Here is an 18,818-nt window from a genome sequence, read left to right as displayed (position 1 = left end):
CGCGGCGCCGCCTACTCATCCGGGTCGATGGTGCCGATCGTGCTGGCGAACACCACCTGCCCGTCCTTCATGTAGCCGTCCAGCGCGAACCACGCGTGCGTGCCGTCCCCGTCGAGGTCGCCTCGTGCATAGGCGGCCCACCTGCGATCCTCCGGCACGTCCGCCGGAAAATGGTTGACGGAGACGGGCATGGGAGAGCCGCCGAGTCGATATCGATACTGGTACGACTGGGGCTGGGTGATCGCGAACCCAAGGCACTTCCAGCCCACGGTCGGGCTGCCGGTGTTGTAGTCAACACCCGGGCTGGGGTCGGGCTGATACTTCTTCCCCTGGACACGAGAGAACCCGTTGGGCACCGTGACCGCATCGCTGCACAGCGGCTGGATCGCCGTGGTGCCCGACATCGCCTGGAGGCGCTCGGCCGAACCGACGACGGCCCTGGCGATGCCGCCGATCGTCTGCTTGGCCTCGGCCGATTTGGCGAACACGAGGTACTTGGACACCCCCTGGGTCGCCAAGGCGGCCAGGATCGTCACGACCCCGCCCGCGACCATCACCTCGACGAGCGAGAAACCTCGTTGACCTCGCCATCGAGCCGCCCACTCCACGCCAGGTCGAAAATTTCTTGCCACGATACAACTATATACCGGGGCTGTTCATCGATAAACAAGCACAACCCAGAGCGCTCTGTCCCATGGAACGCTGTTTGGTCGGGGGTTGTGGGGAGTGTGGTCGCGCGGGCGGCTCGACTCCCACGTAGGCCACGGAAGAAGCGATGTGGCGCGCGGTGAGCGCGCGTGGTGCATCCTGCGCTCGGCGTTGCGTCAGTTGCGTCAGTTGAGTCAGTTGCGTCAGCCGCTCCCGCCGCACCGGCCGCTCCGGAACGGCGGCGAGCGCGGACGGGCGGTGAGCTCAGGCGCGCGGGCCAGCGGTCTTGGGCGGCGGATCCCCCGCGAGGAACGCTTCCAGCGCATCGGCGATGCGCTCGCCCGTCTTGCCGTCCCATCCTTCGGGTACGGAGCCTCGCTTGGCGCGGCCGTCGAGGATGGCGTCGACCTCGCGCGCGATGAGCGCGGCGTCGAGCCCGACGACGATGTTCGTGCCCTGCGTCACGGTGATGGGCCGCTCGGTGCCCTGACGCATCGTGAGGCACGGGATCCCGAGCGCGGTCGTCTCTTCCTGGATGCCGCCGGAGTCGGTGGCGACGAGCAGCGCATTGCCCATCACGGTCACGAAATCGTCGTATCCGAGCGGCTCCATGATCCGGAGCCCCTTGGTCTCGCGGAGGCGCGCCGACAGCCCGAACGACTCGGCGCGGGCGACGGTGCGCGGGTGGACGGGGAACACCGTCGGCAGGCGCTGCGCGATCGCCTCGAGCGCGTCGAGCGTCTCGGCGAGCCGCTCGGCGCTGTCGACGTTGGCCGGGCGGTGGAGCGTCGCGATCGCGTACTTCTTCGGCTCGAGCCCGAAGCGTGAGAGCGCGTCCGTCTGGCGCTTGAGGGCGTAGTGGACCGAGTCGATCATCACGTTGCCCACGAACCGGATGCGCTCGGGCGCGATGCCCTCGGCGAGCAGGTTGGGGTGGGCGTCGTGAGAGGGGGTGAGCAGGAGATCGGAGAGCTGGTCGGTGAGGACGCGGTTGATCTCCTCGGGCATCGTCCAGTCGCGCGAGCGCAGCCCGGACTCCACGTGGACGACAGGAATGCCGAGCTTGGACGCCGCGAGCGCGCCTGCGAGGGTGCTGGTGACGTCCCCGACGACGACAACCACCTTGGGCCGGTGCTCGATCATGTCGGCCTCGGCGCCGACGAGGACCGCCGCGGTCTGCTGGGCGTGCGAGCCGCCGCCTGCCTTGAGCGTGTGATCCGGCGTGGGCAGGCCGAGGTCCCGGAAGAACACGTCGCTCATCGTCGTGTCGAAGTGCTGCCCCGTGTGGAGCAGCCGCATCGGTAGGCGGCGCGCCTTGAGGGCGCGGCAGATGGGGGCGAGCTTCATGAAGTTCGGGCGCGTCGCGGCGACGAGGTAGATCATCTCGACCGAGGATGATGCCGTGGTACCCGGCGCAGCACCAGCGTTTTGACGGAGCCGCGGGCGCGGCCGATCCTCGATTCTGCTCTCCTGCCTCCGCGCTCCCCTCGCCTCGCCTCGCCTCGCCTCCGCCGCGGCCGGCGCTCGATATCCTCACTACCTACGATACCTACGCGCCGCGGTTCACCATCGCGCCCGCGACGCCGCCCACGTCGGACGCGTCGGACCTGCGCTCGCGCTGCGCCGAGCGCCGCGCCCGGCGTGTGCGCCACCACCGCTCGGCGCTCATCACCGGCAAGATCGTCATCGCCACCAGCGTCGACTTCACCCACGCATCGAGCGAGAGCGGCGCCGAGCCGAACAGCGTGTGCATGAACGGCGCATAGACGAAGCAGAGCTGCAGGGCGAGCAGCGCGCCGATCCCGACGTAGACCCAGGGATTCGAGAACAGCCCGATCTTCAGCATCGAATCGCGCAGCGACCGGCAGTTGAGCACGTAGAAGATCTGGAACAGCACGACCGTCGTGACCGCCGCGGTCTGGGCCTCGCGGTAAGCGATCTCCGAGACGACGCCGCCGCGCACCTCCATGAAGTACTCGTAAAAGAACAGCCCGATCGCCCCGGCCGTCATGAGGACCGCGACGATCGCCGTGCGCACGAGCACGAACCGGCTCAGGATCGGCTCGCTCGGATCCCGGGGCGGGCGGCTCATCACGTCCTTCTCCATCGCCTCGAACGCGAGCGGCAGGGAGAGCGCCACCGTGGCCACCAGGTTGACCCAGAGGATCTGGACGGCCGTGATCGGCATGAGCGGCGCGCCCCCGACGATCGGGAAGCTCATCACCGCCACGAGCAGGATCAGCGCCTCGCCCAGGTTCGTCGGAAGCACGAACGCGAGCGCCTTGACCAGGTTGTCATAGACGCGGCGCCCCTCCTCGACCGCCGCCCGGATGCTCGCGAAGTTGTCGTCCGTCAGCACGACGTCGGCGGACTCCTTCGACACCGCGGTCCCCGTGATCCCCATGGCCACGCCGATGTCCGCCTGCTTGAGCGCCGGCGCGTCGTTCACGCCGTCGCCGGTCATCGCGACGACCCTCCCCTCGGCTTGCAGCGCCTTGACCAGGCGGAGCTTGTGCTCCGGCGCGACGCGCGCGAACACGTGCGTGGACGTCGCCGCCGCGCGCAGCTCGCCTTCCGAGAGCCGCGAGAGCTCGGTGCCGTTCATCGCGCGCGCCCCGTCGGGCACGAGCCCGAGCTGCCCGCCGATCGCCCGCGCGGTCGCCAGGTGGTCGCCGGTGATCATCTTCACGGTGATCCCGGCCGCGTGGCACGCCTTGATCGCGTCGATCGCCTCGGGCCGCGGCGGGTCGATCATCCCCTCCAGGCCGAGGAGCTCGAACCCCTCCGGGAGGTGCGCCTCGTCGAGCGAGGCCGCGTCGCGGCCCGCCGGCCGCGAGGCCACGGCGAGCACGCGCATGCCCTGCGCCGCCATCCGCTCGACCTGCGCCATCACCTGGGCCCGCCCCGCCTCGCCGAGCGCGGCGCGGCCGAGCACCGCCTCGGGCGCCCCCTTCATGAAGATCACCCGGTCTCCGCCGGGGGCCTCGTGGAGCGTCGCCATGAGCTGCCGCTCCGAGGAGAACGGGACGACATCGACGCGGGGGTGCTCCCGCCGCGTCCCCTCGACGTCCACGCCGAGCTTCTGGGCCGCGACGACGAGCGCGCCCTCGGTCGGGTCGCCCTCGATGCCGCAGGCGTCCGCCTCGCGCGTCATGCGGGCGTCGTTGCAGAGCAGCCCCGCGCGGAGCAGCGCGCGCACCGCCTCGGGCACCTCGCCGACCGGCGCGCCGTCGCGTCGGAGCTCGCCCTCGGGCGCGTAGCCGACGCCGGTCACCTCGAGCGCCGCTCCGGCCTGCTCGAGCGCCGCCTCCCCTTGCGCGCCGGCCGCGGGCGTCCACAGGGCCCGGACCGTCATCTCGTTCCGCGTCAGCGTTCCTGTCTTGTCCGAGCAGATGACGCCCGTGCTGCCCAGCGTCTCGACCGCGGGCAGCTTCCGGATCACCGCGCGGCGCCGCGCCATCCGCTGCACGCCGATGGCGAGCGAGATGGTGATGATCGCGGGCAGCCCCTCCGGGATCGCGGCGACCGCGAGCGAGATGCCCGCGAGCATCGCGTCGACCGGCGGGTAGCCCCGGAGCAGCGCGACCCCGACGATGAGCAGCGCGACGGCGACGATCGCGATGGTCAGCACGCGGCCGACCTTGGCCATCGAGCGCGTGAGCGGCGTCTCGATCTCGGTCGCCTCGTGGAGCATCGAGGAGATGCGGCCGAGCTCGGTCGCGGCGCCCGTGGCGACGACCACCGCGGTGGCCGCGCCGCTGGTCACGAGCGTCCCGCCGAAGGCGAGGTTCTTGCGGTCGCCGACGCCGGCGTCCTCGGGGACCGCCGCGACGTGTTTGTCCGATGGCACCGACTCCCCGGTGAGCGCCGACTCGTCCACGTGGAGGTTCTTCACCGAGAGCAGCCGGGCGTCGGCGGGGACCTTGTCGCCGGCGTCGAGCACCACCACGTCGCCGGGGACCACGTCGGCGGCGGGGATCACGCTCCGCTGGCCGCCGCGCACGACCGTGGCCGTCTGGGGCACCATGTCGACGAGCGCCTCGATCGCCTTGCCCGCGCGGAGCTCCTGGACGAAGCCGATCGCCGTGTTGAGCACCACGACCGCCAGCACGACCGACCCGTCGATCGCCTCGCCCATGGCCATCGCGAGGGCCGCCGACGCGAGCAGCACGTAGATGAGCGGGTCGTTGATCTGACGGAAGAGCAGCTTGAGCGGGCCGTCGCCCTTCGCGCGCTGGATCACGTTGGGCCCGACGTCCTTGAGCCGCCGGGCGGCCTCGTCGCCCGCGAGGCCGGCCTCGGCGCTCTCGATCCTGGAGAGCACATCGGGGACAGGCAGGCTGTGCCAGGCGATCGCGGCCGACGGGGGGAGGACGCGTTGGGACATGGAGTCATCTCCTGCGGCGGCAGCCGCGCTGTGCGCGCTGATCCGACCGGCTGTAGCTGCTCATCACGTGGTCTTCACGTGGCTGGCGCGTGGTTTCCCCCGTCATTCGGCACGTCTCATGCCAGACCGCGCCGGAGCGGAGCCGGGCTGTTCAGCACCCTGGGTGGCTGCGCGGACAGGCTGCCGGCGGGACCTTTTCACCCCGGCGGGGAATTTTGCCCCACGACGCTCGCCCCGCCCGTCCGGCGACACGTCGGAGAGGGGCGCGGGCTCGCGGCGCCTGCTGGTGGCCTAACCGCGCGCGTACGCGAAGGTGCCGTCGATGTTGAGCAGCCGCGTCGCCTGGACGAGCTCGGCCACCGTCACGCCGAAGCGCCGCACGAGCCGGTCGGCGACGTCGCGCCGGAGGATGTCCCTGCGAAAGACGTGCAGCGCGCGGGGGGCGAAATACCCCTCGAGCTCCGCGAACGTGAGGCGCTGGTAGTCGGCGGTGCCGGGGACGGGCCGCCGCGACACGACGTCGTAAAAAAAGAAGATGCCGCCCGGCCGGAGCAGGCGGAGCGCCTTGTCCATCAGGCCTCGCTTGAGCTCCGCGTTGGTCACCGACGACAGGACGGCGAACATCATCACCACGTCGAACGGGCCCCCGACGTCGGCCGTCAGGAAGTCGCCCGCGACGAAGCGGATGCCAGCGAAGCGAGAGCGCGCGACCTCCGTGCGCTGCGCGACGAGATCGATGCCGGTGAGGCGCGTCGGATCCGCGCCGAGCTCGACCAGCCACGCCAGGTTGGATCCCGACCCGCAGCCCACGTCGAGCACCGACATCTCGCGCAGCGCCTCGGGCGTGCGCACGCCGCACGCGACGAGCGCATCGCGCAGGCGGCGCTGGCGCTGCCGCGCGACGAGGTACGGGTGGGCGTTGAGCAGGCTCGCCCAGGGGTTCGCGGGCAGGAAGCGCTCGGTGTAGTGCCGGTTGATCGCCGCGAGATCCCGCTCGAAGCCGCCCTCTTCAGCCATCGGTCCGCCTCCCTCCCCCGCGCGCGCCGCCTGCCTGTCCATCAAGGCTGCCCCACGGCCCACGCCGGCAGGCGCTGGACCCCCCAGCGCACCGCCTTGAGCAGCCCGAGCGCCACCGTTTGCTCCACCGTGAGCCGCCGGTGCGGCTTCCGCCGCGCGAGGTACGCGTCGAGGTAGCGCAGGAACTCGGGGTCCGGCTCCATGCCGCCCACCTCGCGCCGGATGCGCCGGTACTTGCGCGTCTTCCAGATGAAGTTCTCCCAGCTGTCGAAGTAGTCGTGCCGCATCAGGAGATCGGGCACGTAGACGACCCGCAGATCGGGGAAGTCCTTCGCGATCCGGTAGACGAGGTAGACCCCCTCGGCGCCGTAGAACTGATCGGGAAAGCCCCCGGTCGAGAGGTAGACGCCGCGCCGGATCGCCATGTGCCCCTCGGTCGCGAGGACGTCGTCGACGACATCGTCGCCGCGGTCGTAGTGCCCCGCGAGCGTGCAGAAATAGGGGTGCTCCTTGGGGATGATCCGGCCGCGCATCGCCGCGATGCGGGGGTCCTGGAAGACGCGGCAGACGACCTCGACGAACGTCGGCGCGATCAGCCCGTCGTCGTCGATGAACGCGACGTACTCGCCCCGCGCCCAGGCGATGGCGGCGTTGCGCGCGGCGTTCAGCGGGATGCCGTCGGTGAGGCGCAGCTCGACGTCGACGAGCGGGGCCGAGCGCGGCCGCAGGTGCTCGATGCCGCCGCTGTCCGCGAGCAGGATCTCGAACGGCACGTCGAGCGCGGCCGTCTGGCCGCGCGCGTGCTGGAGGCACTCGATCAGGTAGTCCTTCGCCTTGTAGGAGATGACGATCAGCGTCAGCTTCGGCGACGGGACCTCGCGCCGCACGATGAGCTCCTTCACCTCGGGCGCGTACTTCGCGCGCCACGCCTCCTGAAGGGCGCGCTCAGCCTCGGGGAGCCCCGCTCGATCCTGGAGAAGATGGTCAGGCATCGCGGGCTCGCATGCCACGGGGGCCGCCGCGCAGGCAAGGATGTCGAGCGGGCGCCGCCCGGGGAGCGGCGTCGGCGCGCGCGCTCAGCGCGGAGAGCGCGGCTTCAGGCGCGCGCGCCCAGCGCGGAGGGCGCGGCTTCAGGCGCGCGCTCAGCGCGGAGAGCGCCGCGTCAGCGCCTGTGGCTCGCCGCGACGCGCTCGAAGAGGCCCGCCAGCACCCCCGCGCTGGCGCGCGCGCTCAGCGCGGAGAGCGCCGCGTGATCGGGCTCGACGAGCGGCCGGCCGGCCGCGCGCGCGTCGAGCGCGTCCTCGATGCGGCGCTCGATCGCCGCGGCGTCGCCGGCCGCGTGCGTCCAGCCGAGGCGGGTCGCGTCGAGGATGCGCGCGACCTCGGGGGACGGCGAGACCGCGAGGATGGGCGCGCGCGCGAGGAGGTAGTCGTAGAGCTTGCCTGGCAAGAGGTGGGGCTCGTCGCCGAAGCCGGTGAGCAGCGCCAGGTCGGCGCCCGCGACGATGCCGAGCCCCTCGGCGTACGGCAGCACCGTGCGGTGCTCGAAGAGCCGCGACACCCCGAGCTCCTCGGCGAGGCGGAGGTCGCTCTTCGCGACGCGCCCCAGGTTGAGCAGCCGGATCGCGCCCGGGCCGAGCGACCTCCGGCGCGCGACGGCCGCGAGCGCCCGGACGAACGGCGCGAGGGTGCGCTCGCTGTAGCAGTTGCCGAAGTGCACGAGCGTCACCGCCTCGCCGCGCCGCGGGGCGACCGCCGCGTCCGGATCGAAGCCCGTCCGGATGCACTCGACGCGGCGCGCGATCCCCCGCTCGGCGTAGGCGTCGCGGGTCATCTCGGACGTCACCGTGAAGGCCGCGGCGGCGCCCACCACGGCCCGCTCGACGAGCGCCGCGGCCGCGCGGCTCCACGCGGGCCGCGTCGCCATCACCGGGCCGAACGACCACGGATCGCGGAAGTCGACGACCACGGGCCGGCCGATGGCCCTGCCGGCCAGCACGCCCGCGAGCACGGCCTCCCACGGCGCCCCGCTCGCGAAGATCACCTCGGCGCCGACCTCGCGGGCGAGGCGCGCGACGCGGACCGCCAGGGCCGGGACGCGCCCCGTGTTCGGTCCGATCACCGGGACGTAGCGGACCTCGGCGGCGAGGCGCGCGAGGCCCCTGCGGCGCGCGATCGGCGGCGCGGCCTCGGTCGGCGCCTCCACGGTGCCATCCGATCCGAGCACCCGGCGCGGCATGCGCGCGAGCTCGGCCTCGGAGAGGTAGTCGCGGCGCACGTCGCCCGCAGGAAGCGAGCCCTCCGCGAACGAAGGATCCAGCCGCTCCTCTGGAGGCGGCCTCGCGGTGAGCACCGTCGCTGCCCAGCCGTGCTCCGGCAGAAATTTCGCGAAGCGGTACGCGCGCTTACCGCCGACGCTGAACCGCGGTGGAAAGTAGTAGCTCACGAGGAGCGCGCGCCTCATGGCCGCGCCTATATCACGGCCGACCCTCGCGCCACGCGCTCGCCTCGGGAGGCCGCTCCTGCCCGCGCATGTGCTACCGAGCCGCCATGCAGGACGAGCAGCCCGCCCCGGTCGAGCCGAGCGCGCCCTCGCGGGCCCCGGAGGTCGCGCCGGCTGCCAAGGAGGCGCCGCGCCCGGGCGAGGCGCAGGGCACGTCGCTGGCCGACCGGATCGGGATGATCGTCGGCGGGCAGTTCGTCAACACGCTCATCGTCCTCGTGCAGGGCGTCGTCGTGGTGCGGCTGCTCGGCAAGGCCGAGTACGGCGTGCTCGCGTTCGCGACGATGCTGTTCATGACGGGGCGCGATCTCGCGCAGCTCTACCTCCCGGAGTCGTTCCTCTATTTCGCGCCCAAGGTGACCCGCGCCGAGCTCCGCGGGCTGGTGCGGCAGAGCATGCTGCTCCTGGTCGGCCTCGGGGCGCTCTCCGCGCTGGCCTTCTCGGTGTTCGCCCTGGTCCCCAGCGTCTTCCTCGATGGCCGCGAGGGCGTCACGCGGCTCCTCCTGCTCATCGGCCTCATGAGCGTGATCTCCTATCCGGCGAGCGTGTTCGGCCCGCTCTTCATCGCGACGAACAACCACCGCAAGTCGGCGGGGGTCGCGCTGATCGTCACGCTCTCGAGCGCCGCGGGCGCGATCGTCCCCGCGGCGCTCGGGTGCTCGATCGCCTGGATCGTGGCCGCCCAGTGCGCGGCGCAGGCCCTCCGGCTCGGGCTCTCGTACCGGCTCTACGCGCGGCTGTTCCAGGACGTCGCCGCGGCCCCGTTCCCTGGCGGCGTCAGGGCGCAGCTCGCCTACGCGCTCCCGCTCTCGGTGACGCGCTTCGCCGGCCTCTTCAACCAGAAGCTCGACAAGTTCGTCATCGGCCTGTTCTTCAGCGCGGGCCTGTATGCCGAGTTCTCCGTCGGCTCGCAGGAGCTCCCGCTCGTCGGCGTCCTCGCCTACTCCGTCGCCTCGACGATGCTCCCGGACCTCGTCGCCCGCGTCGAGAACGGGCGGACGCCCGCGGAGGGCGCGCGGGCGGCGATCGACCTGTGGCACTCGGGCATCCGCAAGACGACGCTGATCATGCTCCCGGTCGCGGCGTTCCTCCTCCTCTTCGCCGAGCCGCTCATGCGCACCATCTACGGCGACGCCTACGCCGGCGCCGCCGTGCCGTTCCGCATCTACTCCGCGCTCCTGCCGCTGCGCGTGACCGCGTACGCGATCATGCTGATGGCGTTCGGCAAGACGTCGTTCATCCTGCGGATCCAGGTGCTGTCGATGGTGTTCAACACCGCGGCGAACCTGGTCCTCCTGCCCACGATCGGCATGGTCGGCGCGCCGCTCTCGGCCGTCCTGACCCAGGTGGTCGTGATCACCGCGACGGTGGCCTGCATCGCTCGCTTCTCGGGCGTGGGCCTCCGCGGCGTCTTCCCGTGGGGCCATTACGGGCGCGTCGCTGCCACCGCGATCGTGGCCGCGGCGCCGCTCGCCGCGTTCCTGCTCACGGGCGCGACCGATAGGCGCCCCGCGCTCTGCCTCACGCTCTGCGTCCCGCTCTACGCGGGCCTCTACCTCGTGGCCGCGCGGGTCACCGGCGTGCTCGCTCCCGAGGACCGGGCGTTCGTGGCGCGCTGGCTGCGCCTCGAACCGCTGCGCAGTCGCCCCGGCTGACGCGTCCGCGCGCGTCACACCCTCGCTGTCTCGGGCGGCGAACGAGGGCTGCCGGCGCGGAATCAGCGCAGACTGCTTCAAAGGGCCCTCGCCCGGAAGGAGGAAAAGATTGACAGTCGTCCGGTCGTCTCCCTCGTGGCGCCCGCCTTCGGGTGGATTTCCCGCCGATCGGTGTTCTAGGCTTACTTGCCGGCCTCATCGGCGCCTTGTGCGATGGAGACGACCATGAGCGAAGACCAGGAAGCAGGGCTCGTCCTCCGGGTCATCTCGGGCCCCCTGGCCGGGCAGACGGCGCGTATCCCAGGCGACCGTCCGCTGCTCGTCGGCCGCGCGCCCGAGTCGGATCTCTCGATCACGAGCGACGGCGAGCTCTCTGCGCTGCATTTCTCGGTGGAGCAGATCGACGGCAGCTATCTCCTCCGCGACCTGGGGAGCCGCAATGGGACGCAGGTCAACCGAGAGCGGGCGCGCGAGGTGTCGCTCCGGGACGGCGACGAGATCCGCGCGGGGGGGACGCTGTTCGCGGTGGCGCGCCGCGAGGTGGGCCGCCGCTACGCGCCGACCGAGCCGGCGCCGCCCTCGCGCCGCGCGCGGAGGACCGCGGCGCTCGCGACGGGGGCGCCGTTCGCCGCGTCGGCGCGGGCGCGGCTCCGGCAGGAGCGCTCGCCCCTCTTCGCGGTGGTCGACGCCGCCCGCGACCCGCGCATCCGCCTGCTGCTCGGCGAGGCGGGCGAGCAGACCGCCTCGCTCTACACCGGCTTCCAGGGCGAGATCCTCGCGGACGTCGGCCCCACGCTCGTGCACCTGCCGCACGGGTCCAGGCTGCTCGACGCGCTGGTCGACGGAGGCTGGGGCGACTGCTGGGGCGTCTTCCTGACGAGCGACCGCCCGTTCGGCGACGTGCGGAAGCACCTCCGCCGATTTCTCCTGGTCGAGAGCGGGACAGGCAAGCAGCAGTATTTCCGGTTCTACGACCCACGCGTGCTCCGCGGCTTCCTGCCCACGTGCGGTCCTCGAAAGCTCGAGGCGCTGTTCGAGGAGGTCGAGGCCTTCGCCATGGAGGCCGAGGATCCAGGGAAGCTGCTCCGCTTCACCGCCCGGGGCGGCAAGGCGCTGCGCGAGGAGTCGGCGCTGGAGCGCGAAGGCTGAAGGCGCAGCCGGCCCCGCGGGCCGGCGTGGATCAGCGCGGCGGCGCGCCCGCGGCGCTGCCCGGGTCCAGGGCGGGCAGATCCCAGGCGATGAGGCGCAGGAGCTCCGCCACGCTGAAGGCCTGCGCGAAGCTGCCACCAGGGTGGTGCGGCGGCTCGCCGGAGGCGATCTCGGGCACCTGGCCGAGCGCGATCTCGTTCGCGGCCGCGGAGGCCGCGAGCCGATGCAGCAGCGGGATCACGTGCTCGCCGAGCGTGGAGAAGCGCCGGGCGGCGCGCGCGTAGAACCCGAGCAGGAACGGCCAGGCCGTGCCCTGGTGGTAGGCGGTGTCGCGCGCCTCGGGGCCTCCCTGGTACCGGGGGGCGTAGCCCGGATCGGCCGGCGAGAGCGTGCGCACGCCGGCGGGGGTCACGAGCTCCAGACGGACCCGCTCGAGCAGCGACGCGGCCCGCTCCGGCGTGAAGCAGGCGGGATCCACGGCGACGGCGATCAGCGCGTTGGGGCGGATCGACGCGTCGCGGAACGCGCCCTCCCCCTCCGCGTGCTCCGAGATGACGTCGTACGGGTAGCCGGTCTCCTCGCACCAGAAGCGGGCGGCGAAGCCCTGGCGCGCCGCGCGCGCGGCCGCCTCCGCCCGCCCCGCGAGCCGATCGTCGCCGGCGGCCCGCGCGAGACGCGCGAGCGTCTCCGAGCCCTTCGCCCACAGCGCCGTGAGCTCGACCGGGCAACCGGCGCGCGGGGTCACCGCGCGGCCCGCGACGCGCGCGTCCATCCACGTGAGCCCGTCGACGGCGCCATCGCCGAGGCGCCCGGCGGCGAAGAGGCCGTCGGCCGTGACGTGGATCCCGTTCCGGGTCCCGCGCACGGCGGCCTCGAAGGCGTCGCGCAGCGCGCCGAGCAGCTCGCCCGTCACGAACGGGTGCGTGTCGCCGACAGCGTCCGCGAGCAGGCGAGCCGCCTCGAACAGCCAGAGGGTCGCGTCGGCCGCGTGGAAGTCCGCGGGCTCGCCCGCGTCGGGGAGCCGGTTCGGCACGAGGCCGTCCTGCATGGCGTCGATCATCGAGCGGAGGACGCGGATCGCGGCCTCGGTCTTGCGCGGCACGAGGTAGAGGCCGGGCAGGGAGATCAGTGCGTCGCGGCCCCACACCTCGAACCAGGGGTAGCCCGCGATGACGCCGGGCCGCGCGGCCGCGTCGGCGCGGAACGCCTCGGCCGCGATGGAGAGCTTCCGCTCCAGGAGCGGGCGCCGGGGCCCCGGGTCCTCGGCGCGGATCGCCGCGCTCGCCGCCGCGAGGAGGTTCTCCGGCTCGTCCTCGGGCAGCGCGCCCACCGCCACGAGCAGGTGAACGGGCTCGGTGCCGATCACCGTCTCGAAATGGCCCGGCGTCCAGAGATCCTCGAGGAAGTCGAGGCCCCGATCCTGCTCGCCGAGGTACTCGAAGCGCCGCCACCAGTCCTGCGAGCCGACGAACGTGCCCTGGTAACGGAAGCAGATCCTCGGCAACGCGCGGTTCGGCTGCACCCGGACCTCGCCCATCACGGGGCGGTCCCGACCCGAGCCGGGCTCGCCGCGCGCCGCCCCTGCGCGCAGCTCGACCTTCTGGGAGATCCCGCCGTTCTCGCGGAGCAGCTGGTGAATGTGGCGGGCGGCGAGGAGCGGGCGCAGCGTCAGCATCACCGGATCCGCCCCGCTCCAGGCATAGCGGAGGACGGCGGCGTTCTCGCCGCGCACGAGGCCGAGCGTCACCTCGAGCTCGCCGCCCGGGACGGCGTACGCCCAGCGCGGGAGCGGATCCTGATCGAAGCGCTCGAGGTAGAACGAGCTGCTCTCCGGATCGATGCCCGGGAACTGGTGCTTGGCGAGGTCCCAGCGCGGCCACGAGGCGCGGCGCTCGGACGGCGCGCCCTGCTGCCGGACGGGGCGGACGCAGGCGTCGACGTGCGAGAGCATGACGTGCCGGCGCCGCGGAGGGTCGAGGGCCGCGACGAGCAGGCCGTGGTAGCGGCGGGTGTGCATGCCGGCGATCGTCGAGCTCGCGTAGGCCCCCGCGCCGTTCGTGTGCAGCCACTCCTTGCGCGCGATCGAGAACTGGCCCCGCACCTCGACGTGCGGCCACGGCGAGGCGTGCTCCAGCGCGGCGCCCTGGCCGCGGGGCGCCGCGGGCGTGGACGACAGCGCGTCGTGGGTCGGGGAATTCCGCCGGGATCCGTCCGAGCTCATCGACCGCCGGTTGCCTTCCTGAGCGAGTCCTCGGCGGCGGCGCGCATCACCTCGACCGGCGCCGGGAGGCCGGTCCAGAGCGTGAAGGACTGCGCCGCCTGGCCGACCAGCATCCCGAGCCCGCCGTCGGCGCGGAGCCCTCTCTCGCGCGCCGTCCGGAGGAAGGGCGTCACCGGGGGGTTGTAGACGAGGTCGTAGAGGCACACGCTCGGCGAGAGCGCGTCCCACGGGATGATGCTCGTGACCTCCTCCCCGGGCGGCCCCCCGAGCATGCCGGCGCTCGTGGCCTGGATGATCAGGTCGGCGGCGACGGTGAACTCGCTCCAGTTGAGCCGCAGCGCCACGGAGGACTTGCTGCTGATCGACCTGTCGGTCGGGATCGGCCAGGGCGCGGTGAGCGCGCCGAGCTCGGACGCGCGCTGCCCCGCGGGCGACTCGAGCATCGCCTCGGTGCTTGTCCACGAGCGGGTGGTCACGCTGATGAGGTGATAGCCGAGCATCTTGCACGCGGCGATCGCCGCGAACGCCGCGCCGCCCGCGCCGATGATCACCGCGCGCTGGCGCGGGCTCGAGCGCGCGCCGTACGGCCCCTCCGGATCGTCCAAGCGGGGCGGGGCGGATCCCAGGAGCAGCGCGAGCTCGTCGCGGAGCGCGGCCACGTCGGTGTTGTACGCCGTCACGCGCCGCGCCTCCGTCGCGCAGAGGACGTTCGCGGCGCCGACGTCGGCCGCGCTCGCGTCCACGTCGTCGACCATCGACATGATCGCGCGCTTGTGCGGGATCGTGACGTTCGCGCCGGCGATGAGGCCGCTGCGGATGTCGCTGACGAAGCGCGCGAGCTCCGGGCCGGTGGGCACGTCGAAGGCGCTGTAGATGTGCGGCAGGTGGTGCGCCCGAAACGCGGCCGAGTGCATCGCCGGCGAGACCGAGTGGCCCACCGGGTGCCCGACAAGACCGAACATTCGCCGCTCAGCGTTCGACATGGTGCCTCTCCTCAGGGCCGGCCTCCGCGCCGCCCTGCCCCACCGAGACCTGGCCGGCGGCGCCCGTGCGACCGAGGGTCGGGGCGCGCTCCTCGGCCGCGAAGCCGAGCCCGAGCTGCTCGCACGCGGGCGCGCCGGGCTGCGCCCTCTTGCGCCTCGGCGCGCGGCCGGACGCGGCGCGCGGGCCGCCGCCCTGGCGCGCAGGCGGCGCGGGCGCCGCCGCGGCCGACGCGGCCGCCGCTGCCGGCGCGGGCCCGTGGCCCTCGACGAGCGGCTCGTCCGGACCCGCGGTGACGACGACCCGCACGAGCAGCGCGCCGTGGTGCACGCGCACCGCGATCGGATCGCCCGGCGCGACCTCGCGGTGATCGCGGACCGCGCGCCCCGACGCGTCCGTCGCGATGGCGTAGCCGCGCGCGAGCACGCGGAGCGGCGACATCGCCTCGAGCCGGGCCACGTCGCCCGCGAAGCCCTCCCGCAGGAGGGCGACGTGGCGGTGCGCGGCGGCGCCGAGGCGCACCGACAGCGGCCGGAGCGCCCCGCGGGCGCCCGCGAGCACCGCGCGCGGGTGGCGCGCGGCGAGCCTCCGCTCGAGGCGCTGGAGCGCGGCGCGGTCCTCGACGAGGATGCGCTCCATGCGGCGCCGGAGCCTCGCCATGGCGTCGTCGATGCGCTGCTGGGGCTCCGCCAGGATCTGCGCGGGCGAGCCGAGCCGGGCGCGCTGCCGGTCGAGATCGGCCCGAGCGCCCCGGATCCGGTGCGCGATCGCGCGGCGCATTCGGGCCTCGAGGTGCTCCAGCGCCGCGCGCCGCGCGGCAGCGTCCGCGACGAGCATCTCTGCAGCCTGCGAGGGCGTGGCGGCGCGCGCGTCGGCGGCGAGGTCGGTCAGCGCGACGTCGATCTCGTGCCCGACGGCGCTCACGATCGGCACCCGCGCGGCCGCGACCTTCCGGACGACGATCTCCTCGTTGAACGCGCTGAGGTCGTCGGCCGAGCCGCCCCCGCGCCCCACGATGATCACCTCGATGCCCGGGAACTCCTCGAGCAGCGAGATCGCGCGCACGATCCGCTGCCCTGCGCCGGCGCCCTGGACCGGCGTGCGCGCGAGGATCAGCCGGGCCCCGCCGCGGCGGAACGCGACGGTCACGATGTCGTGGATCGCCGCGCCGTCGCCGCTCGTGACGACGCCGATGATCTGCGGATCGACGGGCAGCTTGCGCTTGCGCTCCGGCGCGAAGAGCCCTTCGGCGGCGAGCTTCTCCTTGAGGCGGGCGAGCGCCTCGAGGAGCGCGCCGCGGCCGGCGAGGCGCGCGTCGTCCGCGGAGAACTGGAGCCGGCCCCGAGGCACGTAGACGGTGGCGCGGCCCGTGAGCACGACGCGCGCTCCATCGGCGAGCAGCTTCCGCGCGCGCGGCGCCGCGGTCCTGTACATCACGCAGTCGATGGCCGCCTCTTCGCTCTCGTCCTTGAGCGTGAAGTAGGCGTGGCCGCTGCCCACGACGCGCAGGCCCGAGATCTCGCCCTCGACGCGCACGTCCGCGGTCGATCCCTCGAGGATCCGCTTCAGTCGGCGATCCAGCTCCGCGACCGAGACCACCTCCGGCTCGGCGCCCCGCTGGCGGCGCGAGGGCGGCGGGCTCGTGAGCTCGCGAGGCTCGGCGACGGGAAGGGCCGCGAACGAGAGCTCGGGCGGGATATCGCGGCGCTGCACAGGGCAGACGTACCCTTTTGCTCGGCCTGTGGAAAGACTCTCGCGGGCCTGATCCCGCGTCAGGCGAGCCCGCCGTCGGCCGCGCTGCGAGGCTCGGCGCGGAGCGGCGGAGCGACAGTCCGTTCGCGGAGGCGATTTCGTGTGAGAGGGCCAGCTCGCGATCCGTAAGGTCCTCCTCTCCTGCGGCGGCGAGATCGCCGTCCGAGTCCTCCGATCGCTGCATGAGGCCGGCCTCCGGCGCATCGCCGTCTGCAGCGACGCAGACCGCGACGGCCTCCATGTCCGCCTCGCGAGCGCGTCGTACGCCATCGGCCCCGCGCCTGCGTCCGAGAGCTACCTCCGCTTCGGCCGGATCCCCTGCGTCACCAGGCGTTCCGAGGCGGGCGCTATCCATTTCGGGTACGGAAAGCCGCGAGTTCGAGGAAGCATGCGAGGCGAGCGGACCTCGTCGGGTTCCTCCTTGCCGAGGAGGGATTGCCTTGATTGCCCTCGCAGAAGCCGGCCGCCCTCACCAGCGCGCCCCTTGCCGCAGCCGCTCCCATGGGAGCGCGATCGCCCGCATGCGCGTCCTGCAACGCGGCGTGACACGTCGCAGCGCGTGCCATCCGCGACCCGCCGGGGACGTCCTCGGTAGGTCGTAACAGGTCGTAACCGCGCGTAACGGGTCGTAACAGGTCGTACGGGGTCGCAACCGATCGTAACAGACCGGGGCGCCAACAACGCGCAGCCACCTACGCAGCGCGTTGTCCAAAGTCCCCTCGCTCCGGCCTCGGTCAATGCTATTCTACCGCGAACTTTCGGCCGGGGTGGAGGTGCGATGGGACGCGAGGCGAAGGGCCAGAAGGACCCGCTTGGGTCCGTCGCGATGCTCCCGCCGATCGAGGTCCGAGCCCACGAGCCTCCCTCTGCGACAGGCAGGTCGGCGACGCAGCGCGCGGGCGAGCCGGTGAGCGACGCCGCCGTGACGCCTTCTCCACGAGCCCGGTGGTTCGACGCGACCGCTCCCGACGTGACGCCGGCGGGGGGCACGGACACCCGGCGGCGCTGGGCGATCCCGCTCTTCCTGGCCGCGCTCGTGCTGGTGGTGACCGCGCGCGGCCTGATGCTCCGTGCGCTGTTGCCGGTCGCCCTCGTGACGGCGGCGGTCACGCTGCTGGCGCGGGGACGACGGCACCACCTGCCCCCTCCGCAGGTGAGCCGCCGCGGGCTGAGCCTCGAGGGCGATCAGCTGCTCCTTCGAGGCCAGGGCAGCGCTGCGCCGCACGTGCTGCTCACCACCCGCGAGCGGTTCGGCGTCACGCTCCTCGCTACGCCGCGGCGCGATCGCATCGTCGCCCTGCTCAGCTCCAGCGCCGGGATGTCCTCCATCGGGGCCGGCTTCGACGGCCCCTCGCGGCGCACCTTCGCCGCGCTCCTCGACCACGCGTCGGTCGTGGGCTCCGACGAGGTCGGGCTCGAGGCGATCGGCCCGGACGGCGAGCCGATCTCGCTCAGCCCCGCGGCGCTCGCCGCGCTCCTCGAGGAGCTCACGCTGCGCTCGCCCGGGTGCCTCGATCGCTTCCTCCTGACCGACGCGCGCGGCGCCGCCCTCGGCCTCGACAGCCGGGAGCTCCGCGCCGGGGGCCGCGTCTTCGATCTGACGGCGCCGCTCGAGTGGCGCGCGTTCGTCTTCCAGGAGGCGCTCGGGCAGGCGATCGCGGTGTACCAGGGAACGTGGGTGCGCCAGGGTACCAACGAGCTCTCCCTCGTCTGCCTCCTCCCCGCGATGACGCCGGCGCTCGACGGGCTGGGGGCATCGCTCGGCCCGCTCGATCGCGGCGCGCTCCGCGACCTCCGGCTGATGCAGGGCATACCGGAGAGCCCGCCGCCCGCCGATCAGCGCGTCGCCATCGATCGCCTGCTGATGGTCCCGATCCGATCCGCGCTGGACAAGGCGCCCCGGCCCGCCGCGCAGGCGCCGCGCGCGCGCGCATGACGCATCGACCGTGAACGCAGCAGCGCCAGGGTTATCCTGATGGGTCGACGGACAGCGCGCCGGGCCTGTCCTGATGGAGCGACGAGCCCGTGCGCGGGCGTCGTGCTTCGCTTGACTCCCGCGCGCGAGCACGGGTAAACCGCGCTCGGTATCCAGGCGATTTCAAGTCACCACGTCCCACACGACATCCGGAGGCGATCCATGGCCGTCGATATCCAGAAACTGTTCAACGAGGAGCTGCCCGCTGCGCTGGCGAAGCACACCGACGCGGCCAAGCAGATCGGCGGGAAGTACCAGATCAACGTGACGGGCGAGGGCGGCGGCGAGTGGCTGATCGACCTGTCCGACAGCGGGCCCAAGCTCTCCTCGGGCAACCCTGGCAACGCGGATGTCACGATCTCGCTCACCAGCGAGGATTTCCAGAAGCTGCACGAGAACCCGCAGGCCAACTCGATGCAGCTCTTCTTCGCGGGCAAGCTGAAGGTCACGGGCAACCAGATGCTCGCGATGAAGCTCCCGAAGCTGTTCCAGCTCAACGCGGGCTGATCCGGCGCCGGCGGAGCTCCGGC

General features: G+C 73.0%; 14 protein-coding genes. 5 read left to right on the top strand and 9 right to left on the bottom strand.

The genetic code is table 11. The features are described from left to right. Positions 1–11: 11 nt before the first annotated feature. From WMF29_RS13380 to WMF29_RS13355, 6 genes are all read right to left on the bottom strand, one after another. Positions 12–632 (bottom strand): pilin, encoded by a 621-nt coding sequence (locus WMF29_RS13380; RefSeq protein ID WP_437329196.1) that lies wholly within the window; start codon positions 630–632, stop codon positions 12–14. Between the two features lie 280 nt (positions 633–912). Then, positions 913–2,031 carry a non-hydrolyzing UDP-N-acetylglucosamine 2-epimerase gene (gene wecB / locus WMF29_RS13375; RefSeq protein WP_272103344.1) on the bottom strand — a complete coding sequence of 373 codons (1,119 nt, stop codon included), beginning with the start codon at positions 2,029–2,031 and terminating at the stop codon, positions 913–915. A gap of 166 nt (positions 2,032–2,197) precedes the next feature. Beyond that, the gene (locus WMF29_RS13370) at positions 2,198–5,035 is read right to left on the bottom strand and encodes a cation-translocating P-type ATPase (RefSeq protein ID WP_437329195.1); all 2,838 of its coding nucleotides are present in this window, start codon (positions 5,033–5,035) and stop codon (positions 2,198–2,200) included. A 291-nt stretch (positions 5,036–5,326) separates the two neighbouring features. After that, a complete protein-coding gene (locus WMF29_RS13365) occupies positions 5,327–6,052 on the bottom strand; it encodes a class I SAM-dependent methyltransferase (protein ID WP_437329194.1) in 726 nt (241 codons plus the stop codon). A 41-nt stretch (positions 6,053–6,093) separates the two neighbouring features. Further along, on the bottom strand, positions 6,094–7,044 hold the full coding sequence (locus tag WMF29_RS13360; RefSeq protein ID WP_437329193.1) for a glycosyltransferase family 2 protein: 951 nt from the start codon (positions 7,042–7,044) through the stop codon (positions 6,094–6,096). 170 nt (positions 7,045–7,214) lie between these two features. Continuing rightward, complete coding sequence (locus WMF29_RS13355) at positions 7,215–8,516, bottom strand: glycosyltransferase (RefSeq protein WP_437329192.1); 1,302 nt, start codon at positions 8,514–8,516, stop codon at positions 7,215–7,217. Positions 8,517–8,602: 86 nt separating this feature from the next. Between WMF29_RS13355 and WMF29_RS13350 the strand changes: the two genes are divergently transcribed. Together WMF29_RS13350 and WMF29_RS13345 are read left to right on the top strand one after the other, a co-directional pair. Continuing rightward, a complete protein-coding gene (locus tag WMF29_RS13350; RefSeq protein ID WP_437329191.1) occupies positions 8,603–10,210 on the top strand; it encodes an oligosaccharide flippase family protein in 1,608 nt (535 codons plus the stop codon). Positions 10,211–10,435: 225 nt separating this feature from the next. After that, a complete protein-coding gene (locus WMF29_RS13345; protein ID WP_437329190.1) occupies positions 10,436–11,359 on the top strand; it encodes a DUF4123 domain-containing protein in 924 nt (307 codons plus the stop codon). A gap of 31 nt (positions 11,360–11,390) precedes the next feature. On the opposite strand, the gene WMF29_RS13340 is transcribed toward WMF29_RS13345, so the two are convergent. The 3 genes from WMF29_RS13340 to xseA are packed head-to-tail and all read right to left on the bottom strand — an operon-like array spanning position 11,391 to position 16,274. After that, positions 11,391–13,580: an amylo-alpha-1,6-glucosidase gene (locus WMF29_RS13340; protein WP_437329189.1), complete on the bottom strand. Its 2,190-nt coding sequence runs from the start codon at positions 13,578–13,580 to the stop codon at positions 11,391–11,393. Next, positions 13,577–14,563: a shikimate dehydrogenase family protein gene (locus tag WMF29_RS13335; protein ID WP_437329188.1), complete on the bottom strand. Its 987-nt coding sequence runs from the start codon at positions 14,561–14,563 to the stop codon at positions 13,577–13,579. The genes WMF29_RS13340 and WMF29_RS13335 overlap by 4 nt, the downstream gene beginning before the upstream one ends. Then, positions 14,550–16,274 carry an exodeoxyribonuclease VII large subunit gene (xseA, locus tag WMF29_RS13330; protein ID WP_437329187.1) on the bottom strand — a complete coding sequence of 575 codons (1,725 nt, stop codon included), beginning with the start codon at positions 16,272–16,274 and terminating at the stop codon, positions 14,550–14,552. The genes WMF29_RS13335 and xseA overlap by 14 nt, the downstream gene beginning before the upstream one ends. Positions 16,275–16,434: 160 nt before the next feature. Between xseA and WMF29_RS13325 the strand changes: the two genes are divergently transcribed. The 3 genes from WMF29_RS13325 (at position 16,435) to WMF29_RS13315 (ending at position 18,795) form a co-directional block, all read left to right on the top strand. Continuing rightward, positions 16,435–16,908, top strand: a complete 474-nt coding sequence (locus WMF29_RS13325; protein WP_437331115.1) for a biotin carboxylase N-terminal domain-containing protein — start codon at positions 16,435–16,437, stop codon at positions 16,906–16,908. Positions 16,909–17,091: 183 nt separating this feature from the next. After that, positions 17,092–18,249: an IMP dehydrogenase gene (locus WMF29_RS13320; RefSeq protein WP_437329186.1), complete on the top strand. Its 1,158-nt coding sequence runs from the start codon at positions 17,092–17,094 to the stop codon at positions 18,247–18,249. Between the two features lie 201 nt (positions 18,250–18,450). After that, positions 18,451–18,795, top strand: coding sequence for an SCP2 sterol-binding domain-containing protein (locus tag WMF29_RS13315; RefSeq protein ID WP_272103323.1), 345 nt, complete (start codon positions 18,451–18,453; stop codon positions 18,793–18,795). Positions 18,796–18,818: the final 23 nt, after the last annotated feature.

This window comes from Sorangium sp. So ce381 (assembly GCF_051473845.1).
GTDB classification, from domain to species: Bacteria; Myxococcota_A; Polyangia; order Polyangiales; family Polyangiaceae; genus Sorangium; species Sorangium atrum.
The sequence above is the reverse complement of the archived record's forward strand: the minus strand, read 5'-3'. Positions and strand labels throughout refer to the sequence as shown.